We start from the raw sequence: 10,753 nt of genomic DNA, 5'->3' as shown, positions 1-10,753 counted from the left end.
GGCTTGCTCGCGAAAGCGCTGGGTCAGATGGCCAATCAGTTGGCTGAACTGACGCATTCGCGAGCAAGCCCGCTCCCACATAAAGCCAACCTCATCGCGCTTCAGGCCCTGGCTGGCAGCACATCATTGGCAATCATTTCGCCAAACGGGCCTGTGAGGTTGGTGATACCGCGCCCGGCGAGGCTCGCATAGGGTTCCGGCAGCAGCGGGAACACCAACTCGGCAAAGCGATAGGCCTCTTCCAGGTGCGGGTAGCCGGAGAAAATGAAACTCTCGATGCCCAGGTCTGCGTATTCCTTGATGCGCTCGGCCACTTGCTGCGGGTTGCCCACCAGTGCGGTACCGGCACCGCCGCGCACCAGGCCGACGCCGGCCCACAGGTTGGGGGCAATTTCCAGGTTGTCGCGGCGCCCGTCGTGCAAGGCCGCCATGCGGCGCTGGCCTTCGGAGTCAAAGCGCGAGAAGGATTTTTGCGCGGCAGCGATGGTTTCATCACTGATGTGCTCGATCAGTTTGTCGGCGGCTTTCCAGGCGTCTTCTTCGGTTTCGCGCACGATCACGTGCAGGCGGATGCCGAACTTAACGGTGCGCCCATGGCGCGCGGCACGTTCACGCACATCCGCAAGTTTTTCCGCGACGGCGGCGGGCGGCTCGCCCCAGGTCAGGTACACGTCCACCTGCTCGGCGGCGAGGTCGTGAGCAGCGTCTGAGGAACCGCCGAAGTACAGCGGCGGATAGGGCTTCTGCACGGGTGGGTAAAGTGCCTTGGCGTTTTGCACACGCAGGTGTTTGCCTTCGAAGTCCACCGATTCGCCCTGCAACACGCGTCGCCAGATCTGCAGGAATTCGTCGGAGACTTCATAGCGTTCGCTGTGGTCGAGGAAGCTGCCGTCACCGCGGTTTTCATCGGGGTCGCCACCGGTCACCACGTTGATCAGCAGGCGGCCGTTGGACAGGCGATCCAGGGTGGCGGCCATGCGTGCGGACACGGTGGGCGAGATGATGCCGGGGCGAATCGCCACCAGGTAACGCAGGCGTTCGGTCAGCGGCACCAGCGCCGAGGCAATCACCCAGGAGTCTTCGCACGAGCGACCGGTGGGAATCAACACGCCGTAGTAACCCAGGCTGTCAGCCGCCTGGGCGACTTGCTTCAGATAATTGAGCGTGACAGGCCGCGCACCTTGGGTCGTGCCCAGGTAATGGCCGTCGCCGTGGGTGGGCAGAAACCAGAAAACATCCATGACAAATCCTTAAGCGATCTTTAGCAGAGAAGGGAGGTGCGCGGCAAACAAAGGCGCTGCGCGTTCTGCGGCAAGGCGAATACGGCCCTTCAAGGGCTCGCTGGTTATGTGGTAATCGGTGAAGTCGGCTTCCGTGGCGTACACGCCGATCGGCAGGGTCAAAGCCTGGAAGAAGCTGAACAGCGGGCGCAACTGATGATCGAGGACCAGCGCGTGGCGTTCGCTGCCGCCCGTGGCTGCGAGCAATACCGGCGTGTTGATCAGTGCGTTGAGGCCCACCAGATCGAACAGGTGCTTGAGCAGGCCCGGATAAGAACCGCGATAGACCGGTGCGGCGACGATCAGCAAGTCGGCTTGTTCGATGGCCAACAGTTGCGATTCGACCTCGGCCGGCAACTCATCACGGGACAGCGCACCACCCAAAGGACGGGCAATGTCGCCGAGTTCGATCAATGTGGTCTGGACCGGCAGCAAGGTCGCCAGCTCGGCGAGTATGGCCTGGGTCAGTACCAGCGTGCGGGACGGGCGCCAGGTTCCGCCGGAGAGGGCGACAACATTCAGGGGACGGGTCATGAACAGTTCCTTTTTCAGCAGTGGTTCATAGCAGGAGAAGTGATACCTGTTGAGCAAGAGCTGTACCAACGGGTGCAGGCCTTGATTGGCGAGGGCTGTGGGCTCACTGCTGAAAAATGCTGCTGTTGTCTGCCTGGTGTTTTGTTGAATGGCTGTTGCCTGGGCAACAGTTGCGTAGCGAACAGTGCGAATAACCTGTGGCTATTTATAGAGGGTTACTTTTATTCCGTAAATGAACGTATTTCCATATTTATAGATCATAAAAGAATATTGGTGGCAGACTATCGAAGGTGCCTGAACGGTTGATAGCGACTATCACGGACGATGATTTTTCACCGTGCCAGCGCGGGAGTAGCCTGTGTTCATTGACTCGAAACCACCTTCGCAGGGCCTTCTCCATGAACCGCTACCTCGCCGTTTGCTTATTGATTGCCAGTTCCGTGCTCGCCGGTTGTGCGACCCATCCTTCACCGGAGTTGCGCCCTTACACGGCGCAAGAAACCAAGCAGCTGGCCCTGGAAGCGTTGAGTCGCCGCGGGTTGTCTTTCGATGACTATCAACAGCAACGCGCCGCCCTGACCGGCCAGCCGCAGAAGCCCTTCGGTTTTGATCACCAAGGCGAAATGAACGCCGAGCGCAGCGTGGTCCTGCATGGTCGTCCCAGTTGAGCCGGCGCTCAGTGGCAAAAAGCCCGAGGTTTCCCACAAGGAATCTCGGGCTTTTTGTTTGCCATGGCGCCACGTCAGCCTGTTAAGCTGAAATTCAGGAGCGTTCCTACGCACATTTACATAAAGTGGTCCTTCTTTAATGGCACTCGACTGGTTAAACCTGACGACCTCTGTCCCGGTCGATGCCCCTGAGACACTGCTCTCGGGAACACGCTCTGCGAGTCTTTAACGTCATGAATAAACGTCCGTTGTATTTCGATTACGCCGCCACCACGCCGGTGGATGAGCGGGTCATCCAGGTGATGGTCGAGTGTCTGGGCTTCAATGCCAATTTTGGTAACCCCGCGTCCAGTTCCCATGCGTTCGGCCAAGCGGCCCGGCAAACGGTTGAACAGGCGCGACGTCAGGTGGCCGAACTGGTCGGTGCCCAACCTGAACAGATCGTCTGGACCTCCGGCGCGACTGAATCCAACAACCTCGCCATCAAGGGCGTCGCCCAGGCACGCGGTGTGTCGGGCGGGCACATCATTACCAGTCAGATCGAACACAAGGCCACACTCGATACCGCGCGCCAGTTGCAGGAGGCCGGCGTAGCCGTGACCTACCTGGTACCGGATGCCGAGGGGTTGATCAGCGCCAAGGCGGTGAGTGACGCGTTGCGTGAGGACACCTTCCTGGTGTCGTTGATGCTGGTGAATAACGAACTGGGCACCCTGAACGATATTCCCGGCATCGGCGCGCGGGTGCGTGAACACGGCGCGTTGCTGCACGTGGACGCCGCGCAAGGCGCAGGCAAGGTGGCGATTGACCTGGCTGAGTGGCCGGTGGACTTGATGTCGTTTTCCGCGCACAAACTGTACGGGCCCAAAGGCATCGGCGCGCTGTACGTCGGCCCGCGCGCGCAACAGAAGGTGTTGGCGCAGATCCACGGCGGCGGTCACGAAGGCGGGTTGCGCTCCGGTACGTTGGCGACGCATCAGATCGCAGGCATGGGCACAGCATTTGCCCTGGCGGCGGAGTCCTTCGCTGAAGAAAAGGCGAAAATTGTCGCCCTGCGTCAGCGCCTGTTGGACCAGTTGGCGTCCGTGGCGGGTGTGCGCCTCAATGGCAGCGCCTCGCAACGTATTGCGCATACCCTCAGCCTCACGTTCGACGAAGGTGAATTCAATGCTGCTGCGTTGAGCGCGGGCATCGCCTTTTCGGCGACGTCGGCGTGCAACTCGGCGAGCAATGCGCCGTCCCACGTGCTTCTGGCGTTGGGCCATGACGCGCGCAGCGCCGGGCGTACCATTCGCTTGAGCCTGGGCCGGTTTACCACCGAGCAGGACATCGACGAAGCCGTGCAGTTGATCAAGGCTGCGTTGGCCAGCGCTCCGGCGTTCTGGGCAGTCTGATCTTCAATTCGCAACACATAACAATTATTAGTGGTTAGCAGGAGACACAATGAGTACGCAGCCTTTGACCCATGGAACGGTTCCCCAGCGCCTGGCGCATACCCGCGAACTGATGAGCCGCGAGGGCATTCACGCCTTGCTGGTGCCGTCGGCCGACCCGCATTTGTCCGAGTACTTGCCGGGTTACTGGCAGGGCCGACAATGGCTGTCGGGCTTTCACGGCTCGGTGGGCACGCTGATTGTTACCGCGGATTTCGCCGGCGTGTGGGCCGACAGCCGTTACTGGGAACAGGCGACCAAGGAGCTCAAGGGCAGCGGTATCGAACTGGTGAAGTTGCAGCCCGGCCAACCCGGCCCGCTGGAATGGCTGGCTGAGCAAACGCCGGAAGGTGGTGTGGTGGCAGTCGATGGCGCAGTCATGGCCGTGGCCTCGGCACGCACCTTGGGCGGCAAACTGGCGGAACGCGGTGCGCGGCTGCGTACCGACATCGACCTGTTGAATGAAGTCTGGCAAGACCGCCCGACATTGCCGAACCAGCCGATCTATCAACACCTGCCGCCGCAGGCGACTGTCAGCCGTGGCGAAAAGCTCAGCGCACTGCGCGCCAGCCTGAAAGAGAAGGGCGCTGACTGGCATTTCATCGCCACCCTGGATGACATCGCCTGGCTGTTCAACCTGCGTGGCGGCGATGTGTCATTTAACCCGGTGTTCGTTTCCTTTGCCTTGATCAATCAGCAGCAGGCCACCTTGTTTGTAGCGCTGAGCAAGGTCGATGCCGAACTGCGTGCCGTGCTGGCGCAAGACGGCGTGACGTTGCGCGACTACAGCGAAGTGGCGGATGCGCTGCGTGACGTGCCGTCGGGCGCCAGTTTGCAAGTCGATCCGGCGCGTGTGACGGCCGGTTTGCTCGAACACCTGGACGCCGGCGTCAAGCTGATTGAAGGGCTGAACCCGACCACCTTGGCCAAGTCGCGCAAGAGCCTGGCGGACGCCGAGCATATTCGCCAGGCCATGGAGCAGGACGGCGCGGCCCTGTGCGAATTCTTCGCCTGGCTGGACGGTGCGTTGGGCCGTGAGCGCATTACCGAGTTGACCATCGACGAACACCTGACCGCCGCGCGTACCCGTCGCCCGGATTATGTGTCGTTGAGTTTCAACACCATCGCGGCGTTCAACGCCAATGGCGCGATGCCGCATTACCACGCCACGGAAGAAGAGCATGCGCTGATCGAAGGCGATGGCTTGCTGCTGATCGACTCGGGTGGCCAGTACCTCGGTGGCACCACCGATATCACGCGGATGGTGCCGATTGGTACGCCGAGTGAGGAGCAGAAGCGCGACTGTACGCGCGTGCTCAAGGGCGTGATTGCCCTGTCCCGCGCGCACTTCCCGAAAGGCATTCTGTCGCCGTTGCTGGATTCGATTGCGCGCGCGCCGATTTGGGCTGAAGGCGTGGACTACGGCCATGGCACCGGTCACGGCGTAGGCTATTTCCTGAATGTGCACGAAGGCCCGCAGGTGATCGCCTATCAGGCTGCCACCGCGCCGCAGACTGCGATGCAGCCGGGGATGATTACGTCGATTGAGCCGGGTACTTATCGCCCAGGCCGTTGGGGTGTGCGCATCGAGAACCTGGTGTTGAACCGTGAAGCGGGCAAGACCGAGTTTGGTGAGTTCCTCAAGTTCGAAACCCTGACGTTGTGCCCGATCGACACCCGATGCCTGGCGCCTTCGTTGCTGACGGCGGACGAGCGCGAATGGTTCAACGCCTATCACGCCGAGGTGCGCGAGCGCCTGAGCCCGTTGCTGAGCGGCGCTGCATTGGCGTGGCTGCAGGTGCGCACGGCGGCTATTTGATCGGCTGCATTTCCGGGGCGAGGGCCAGGGCGTCGGCCATATAGTCGACGAATGCCCTGACCCGCGCCGACTGCCGACGATTGGGCGCCGACACCGCGTGAATCGGCAGTGACAGCGGGGTGTAGTCCTGCAGTAACGCAACCACGCGGCCGGCTTTCAAGTCATCAGCGAACAGCCACAGGGGCGACAGCGCAATGCCAAGTCCCGTCAACACCATCTCGTGTACCGCCTCGGAGTTATTGCTCTGGGCGTTGCCGGTGATGCGCACCGTCTGGCGTTTTCCATCCTTGTCGTAAACCCATTGATTCTGGCTGCTCAGCAGGTTGAAAAGCAGGCAGTTGTGCTGTGTAAGGTCTTGCGGGGTTTGCGGGGCCGGGTGCCTGGCGAGGTAGGCCGGGCTGGCCACGGTGACGCGATGGGTGATACCGATTTGCCGGGCAATCAGGCCGCTGTCGCGCAACTCGCCAATGCGCAGGGTCACGTCCAGGCCTTCGCTGACCATGTCCTGAAGGTGATCGTTGAGTTGCAGGTCTATCTGGACCTCGGGAAATTGCTGCAGGAAGTCACTCAACCGCGGGGCGATCTGCAGTCGCCCGAAGCTCACCGATGAACCAATGCGCAACGGGCCCGCGACCGTCTCTTTACCCGTCTGGAAACTGTGTTCCGCTGCGTCTACCGCCGCGAGGATTTCTCTGCATTGGTTGTAGTACCGCTGGCCTTCGTCTGTCAGCGACAGGTGGCGAGTACTGCGGGCAATCAGCTTGCCGCCCAGTTCGTTCTCCAAAGCGCGCAGCACTTTGCTGATGGTGGGCTGGGTGGTCTGCATTTCCCGGGCGACGGCAGAAAAGCTGCCGCGTTCGATCACTCGAACGAAAATCGCCATTGCGTTGAGTTTGTCCATGGGCTGTCCAATTTATGCCAAATGCGCATAGGCACTATAGCTTTTTGGTGTCTTATCGGCATGAGTGTAGGCGCGGATCATTGGCTCATCCTTCAATGAACCGAGATTGCTGACATGACCCTTATGAATGCTTTGATCGTGGACACAGTAGATGGCCCGTTTCGCATGACGACCCTTCCTCGGCCAGTTGCAGGCCCCGGTGAGGTGCTGGTTCGAATCCATGCCAGCGGCCTAAACCCGCTGGATGCGAAAATTCGCGCAGGCCAGGCCGCCCATGCCCGGCAGCCATTGCCGGCAGTTATCGGCATGGACCTGGCGGGAACCGTCGAAGCCGTAGGCCCGCACGCGGGTGAGTGGCAGGTGGGCGACGACGTGTATGCCCTCGGCACTGGCATCGGTGGTGCGCAGGGTTCGCTGGCTGACTATGCAGTGGTCGACGCGCGCTTGCTGGCACGCAAACCTGCGACTTTGAGCATGCGTGAAGCCGCAGTGTTGCCGTTGGTACTGATTACCGCGTGGGAAGGGCTGGTGGACCGTGCCCACGTAGGCCCTGGGCATAAAGTCTTGATTCAAGGCGGCGCAGGGGGGGTAGGGCATATTGCCGTGCAGTTGGCCGTTGCCTATGGCGCCGAGGTGTATGCCACCGGTTCCGCCAAACATCGGGCGACCATCGAAGGCTTGGGGGCGACCTTTATCGACTACCAGAACCATACTGTCGAAGAGTATGTGGCGCTGCACACGCCGGGTGAAGGGTTTGACATTGTGTATGACACCGTCGGCGGCGAGACGCTGGACGCGTCCTTTCGAGCCGCCAAGACCTACCACGGCCACGTGGTGAGTTGCCTGGGTTGGGGGCAACATAGCCTGGCGCCGCTGTCGTTTCGTGGGGCGACCTATTCGGGAGTCTTTACCTTGTTGCCATTGCTGACGGGCAAGGGCCGTGAGCACCACGGACAAATCCTGGCGCAAGCAACCGGGTTGATCAATGCCGGCAAACTCAAACCGATTATGGACCCGCATCAGTTTGACCTGTCTATGGCCGACGCCGCTTACGATTTGCTCGCCAGCGGCGCTCAAGGGCGGTTGGCTATCAGCCTCTAGCTGAGGGCTTCGCGCACAAATTCCAGACGGTCCTGACCGAAGAACAGCTGATTGCCTACAAACATACTGGGTGCACCGAACACCCCGCGCTGGATGGCTTGTTCGGTTTTGTCCTTGAGGGCGGTTTTCACTGCTTCATCGTTGGCCAGGGCCAACACGGCCTCAGGGTTAAAACCTTGCTCGGCGAGCACGGCGGCAACAACGGCGGGATCGCCCAAATGACGGCCATCAACCCACAGCGCTCGGAACAGACAGTCGATAAAGTCCTGGAAGCGCTCAGGTTGGCGCATCTGGATGCCGGTAATGGTGCGCATCAGCACCAACGTGTTGATCGGGAAGTGGGGGTTGAACCTGAGCACCACGTTGTAGCGTTTGGCGTAGCGCGCCAGGTCATCAAACATATAGCGACCTTTGGCCGGTACGGTAATCGGCGAAGCGTTGCCGGTGGCTTTAAATACGCCGCCCAGCAGCATTGGCTGATACACCAGCTGCGTGCCGGTTGCAGCACACAGCGCAGGCAGTTGGGTGTAGGCCAGGTAAGTGGCGGGGCTGCCGAGGTCGAAGAAGAATTCCAGGGTTTTGCTCATGGTCAATACTCGCGGCTTTTATCGGGTGGGCGGGCTTACCAGGGTTCATTCCTGGGGCGCAGGTCCAGCTCGAAGGTCCAGGCATCGCGTGGCTGGCTGTGCAGGTACCAATAAGTGTCGGCAATGTGGTCGGGGTTGAGTATGCCGTCCTGATCTTTCTGGGCGTATTTTTGCGGGAAGTTGTCACGAATGAAGGCCGTGTCGATGGCGCCGTCGACCACGATATGGGCGACATGGATGTTCCTGGGACCCAGTTCCCGCGCCATGCTTTGCGCAAGCGCGCGAATGCCGTGCTTTGCACCGGCGAATGCAGCAAAACCGGCCGCGCCGCGCAAGCCGGCGGTGGCGCCGGTGAACAGGATGGTGCCGCGGTTGCGCGTGACCATGCGCTTGGCCACTTCGCGAGCGTTGAGGAAACCCGAGAAACAGGCCATTTCCCAGATCTTGAAGTACTTGCGTGCGGTTTCTTCGAGGATGCTGCAAGGCACGTTGGCGCCGATATTGAACACAAACGCTTCGATGGGCCCCAGCTCGGTTTCGATCTGCTCGATCAAGGCGATGACGTCTTCTTCCTTACGTGCATCGCAGGCAAAGCCATGGGCTTCGCCACCGGCCGATTTGATGCTGTCTACCAGGGGCTGCAATTTGTCGGCGCTGCGACGGGTGACGCAGGCGACGTAACCTTCACGGGCAAACCGTTTGGCAATCGCACCGCCGGTTGCATCACCGGCGCCCACCACTAATACGATCTTGTTGTTATGCGTCATGGGAACTCCGTTGGCTCAAGGGTCGAGCAGGAGTCTAGACGCAGCGTCAGGAAGGGGCAGGTTTGTGGCGGGAATTTAATGAGCAGTCGGCGGTGACTGCTCGGGCCGTCATTTACAAATGACAATCATGCTGCGGCTGGTATAGCCAGCAGGGTTGAGGCCGAAGGGGTAGTCCCCTGGCTCCTCGGAATTGTCACCGGATTTGGCAATCACCCGGTAGCCCTTGGCACCGCAGGAATTGGTTGCGCTGGTGTAGCACTGGTCCCAGGAGGAGGACAGGCCGGAACAATTGATATGCAGCCCTTTTTTGCCCCGTTTCACTTCTGTCTTGGTGGTCGCGGCACAGCCAGCAATGCCCACGATCATTAACAGTATCAAAATTCGCTTCATTCCTATCCTTAATAGCCACTTCGCAAATAAGAAGCAGGCTTTACTCGCTCTCGATTGTAGCGTTCAGCTTTCCTTGTCGAAATTCTCCATGAATGACATTCGTTTGCGGCCTAAACATGGCCTAAATAAGCGGCAAATACCAGAGCTACCTTTAAAGATGATCAATCGGCAGGCACCAGCGGTTTCGATTCATTGCGCATCGTCAGCGTGGCACCCACGGAGGCGAGGATGATGCAGCTAATGGCCAGCCATTGCGCGAGGGACAGGTACTCTTGCAGGAAAAACAGGCCGGAGAGGGCCCCGAATGCCGGTTCGATGCTCATCAACGTGCCGAAGGTACGTGCTGGCAGGCGAGTGAGCGCGACCATTTCCAGCGTATAGGGGAGTGCCGTGGATAAAACGGCGACGGCAATAGCCACCGGGATCAGTGCGGGTGTCAGCAAGGCGGCGCCGGCGTGGACAATACCGATGGGTGCAACGAACAGGGCGGCGATCATTACGCCGAGGGCGGCGGTTTGGACGCCATTATCATTGCCGGCCTTCTGACCGAACAGAATGTAGAGCGCCCAGCAGATACCTGCCCCCAGTGCGTAGGCTGCGCCAGTCAAGTCGATGCCGCTGCTGGCGTCCCCAGTCGGGATCAACAAGAGCAGACCAGCTATCGCGAGCGCGATCCACAAAAAGTCCACCGCGCGCCGCGAAGCGTAAATGGCGACGGCGAGCGGGCCGGTAAATTCGAGAGCGACCGCAATACCCAGTGGCACAGTGCGCAACGACATATAGAAGAGGAAGTTCATGCCGCCCAGCGCTATCCCGTAAATGACGACGGTGCGCAGGGATTTGGCCGTCAGCTTGGCGCGCCAAGGGCGCAATAGAAACAGCATGATCACGCTGGCGAATATCAGGCGCAGGGTTGTGGTGCCTTGGGCGCCGACAACGGGGAACATGCTTTTGGCCAGTGATGCGCCGGACTGGATGGACGCCATGGCGATCAACAGCAGGCCGACAGGGAACAATGTCGAAGCCAGGCTGCGGGGTGGGGTGGTCATTGAGGGTGTTCGTCCGAAGTCATGGTAAGGAAGCAGAGGCGCTATGATGCTTAACAGTTCAGCTTTGAGCAATATATTGCTCACTTGGCGATGTGCTTTCTTCTATATAGAGGGCGGCAGGGGGATTTCAGGTTGTTTGATAGAAAAGCGTAATCAGGGGTTGACGGCAGATTCTGGAAGTCTATAATTCGCCCCACTTCCGGCGCAGTCGAAACGGAAAACTC

At 60.1% G+C, this 10,753-nt stretch carries 11 protein-coding genes; 4 read left to right on the top strand and 7 right to left on the bottom strand.

Annotated elements, in window-relative coordinates; all coding sequences use genetic code 11:
- Positions 1–101: 101 nt before the first annotated feature.
- Together ssuD and msuE are read right to left on the bottom strand one after the other, a co-directional pair.
- The gene (ssuD, locus tag WBB95_RS06335; protein ID WP_424486787.1) at positions 102–1,241 is read right to left on the bottom strand and encodes an FMNH2-dependent alkanesulfonate monooxygenase; all 1,140 of its coding nucleotides are present in this window, start codon (positions 1,239–1,241) and stop codon (positions 102–104) included.
- Between the two features lie 9 nt (positions 1,242–1,250).
- Positions 1,251–1,814 (bottom strand): FMN reductase, encoded by a 564-nt coding sequence (gene msuE / locus WBB95_RS06330; protein ID WP_424486786.1) that lies wholly within the window; start codon positions 1,812–1,814, stop codon positions 1,251–1,253.
- 398 nt (positions 1,815–2,212) lie between these two features.
- Between msuE and WBB95_RS06325 the strand changes: the two genes are divergently transcribed.
- From WBB95_RS06325 to WBB95_RS06315, 3 genes are all read left to right on the top strand, one after another.
- Positions 2,213–2,482, top strand: a complete 270-nt coding sequence (locus WBB95_RS06325; protein ID WP_424486785.1) for a hypothetical protein — start codon at positions 2,213–2,215, stop codon at positions 2,480–2,482.
- A 233-nt stretch (positions 2,483–2,715) separates the two neighbouring features.
- Complete coding sequence (locus WBB95_RS06320; protein ID WP_424486784.1) at positions 2,716–3,876, top strand: cysteine desulfurase family protein; 1,161 nt, start codon at positions 2,716–2,718, stop codon at positions 3,874–3,876.
- 49 nt (positions 3,877–3,925) lie between these two features.
- The gene (locus WBB95_RS06315; protein ID WP_424486783.1) at positions 3,926–5,734 is read left to right on the top strand and encodes an aminopeptidase P family protein; all 1,809 of its coding nucleotides are present in this window, start codon (positions 3,926–3,928) and stop codon (positions 5,732–5,734) included.
- On the opposite strand, the gene WBB95_RS06310 is transcribed toward WBB95_RS06315, so the two are convergent.
- On the bottom strand, positions 5,727–6,635 hold the full coding sequence (locus WBB95_RS06310; RefSeq protein ID WP_424486782.1) for a LysR family transcriptional regulator: 909 nt from the start codon (positions 6,633–6,635) through the stop codon (positions 5,727–5,729). The two genes, WBB95_RS06315 and WBB95_RS06310, sit on opposite strands and share 8 nt — an antisense overlap.
- Positions 6,636–6,758: 123 nt before the next feature.
- On the opposite strand from WBB95_RS06310, the gene WBB95_RS06305 reads away from it, so the two are divergent.
- Positions 6,759–7,736: a zinc-dependent alcohol dehydrogenase family protein gene (locus WBB95_RS06305; protein ID WP_424486781.1), complete on the top strand. Its 978-nt coding sequence runs from the start codon at positions 6,759–6,761 to the stop codon at positions 7,734–7,736.
- Here the strand turns inward: WBB95_RS06305 and WBB95_RS06300 are convergent.
- From WBB95_RS06300 to rhtA, 4 genes are all read right to left on the bottom strand, one after another.
- Positions 7,733–8,323, bottom strand: a complete 591-nt coding sequence (locus WBB95_RS06300; RefSeq protein WP_424486780.1) for a 2-hydroxychromene-2-carboxylate isomerase — start codon at positions 8,321–8,323, stop codon at positions 7,733–7,735. The genes WBB95_RS06305 and WBB95_RS06300 overlap by 4 nt on opposite strands.
- Positions 8,324–8,358: 35 nt before the next feature.
- Entirely contained in the window at positions 8,359–9,090 is a 732-nt protein-coding gene (locus WBB95_RS06295; RefSeq protein WP_424486779.1) for an SDR family oxidoreductase, read from the bottom strand.
- A gap of 108 nt (positions 9,091–9,198) precedes the next feature.
- Positions 9,199–9,480: a hypothetical protein gene (locus WBB95_RS06290; protein ID WP_424486778.1), complete on the bottom strand. Its 282-nt coding sequence runs from the start codon at positions 9,478–9,480 to the stop codon at positions 9,199–9,201.
- Between the two features lie 161 nt (positions 9,481–9,641).
- Positions 9,642–10,529 carry a threonine/homoserine exporter RhtA gene (rhtA, locus tag WBB95_RS06285; protein WP_424486777.1) on the bottom strand — a complete coding sequence of 296 codons (888 nt, stop codon included), beginning with the start codon at positions 10,527–10,529 and terminating at the stop codon, positions 9,642–9,644.
- Positions 10,530–10,753 lie beyond the last annotated feature (224 nt).

It is taken from the genome of Pseudomonas sp. (genome assembly GCF_049645325.1).
Taxonomy (GTDB): domain Bacteria; phylum Pseudomonadota; class Gammaproteobacteria; order Pseudomonadales; family Pseudomonadaceae; genus Aquipseudomonas.
The sequence above is the reverse complement of the archived record's forward strand: the minus strand, read 5'-3'. Positions and strand labels throughout refer to the sequence as shown.

What these genes read in the sequence shown, in the direction of transcription:
- ssuD (WP_424486787.1), bottom strand. Translation starts at nt 1,241, where the DNA reads ATGGATGTTTTCTGGTTTCTGCCCACCCACGGCGACGGCCATTACCTG.
- msuE (WP_424486786.1), bottom strand. Translation starts at nt 1,814, where the DNA reads ATGACCCGTCCCCTGAATGTTGTCGCCCTCTCCGGCGGAACCTGGCGC.
- WBB95_RS06325 (WP_424486785.1), top strand. Translation starts at nt 2,213, where the DNA reads ATGAACCGCTACCTCGCCGTTTGCTTATTGATTGCCAGTTCCGTGCTC.
- WBB95_RS06320 (WP_424486784.1), top strand. Translation starts at nt 2,716, where the DNA reads ATGAATAAACGTCCGTTGTATTTCGATTACGCCGCCACCACGCCGGTG.
- WBB95_RS06315 (WP_424486783.1), top strand. Translation starts at nt 3,926, where the DNA reads ATGAGTACGCAGCCTTTGACCCATGGAACGGTTCCCCAGCGCCTGGCG.
- WBB95_RS06310 (WP_424486782.1), bottom strand. Translation starts at nt 6,635, where the DNA reads ATGGACAAACTCAACGCAATGGCGATTTTCGTTCGAGTGATCGAACGC.
- WBB95_RS06305 (WP_424486781.1), top strand. Translation starts at nt 6,759, where the DNA reads ATGAATGCTTTGATCGTGGACACAGTAGATGGCCCGTTTCGCATGACG.
- WBB95_RS06300 (WP_424486780.1), bottom strand. Translation starts at nt 8,323, where the DNA reads ATGAGCAAAACCCTGGAATTCTTCTTCGACCTCGGCAGCCCCGCCACT.
- WBB95_RS06295 (WP_424486779.1), bottom strand. Translation starts at nt 9,090, where the DNA reads ATGACGCATAACAACAAGATCGTATTAGTGGTGGGCGCCGGTGATGCA.
- WBB95_RS06290 (WP_424486778.1), bottom strand. Translation starts at nt 9,480, where the DNA reads ATGAAGCGAATTTTGATACTGTTAATGATCGTGGGCATTGCTGGCTGT.
- rhtA (WP_424486777.1), bottom strand. Translation starts at nt 10,529, where the DNA reads ATGACCACCCCACCCCGCAGCCTGGCTTCGACATTGTTCCCTGTCGGC.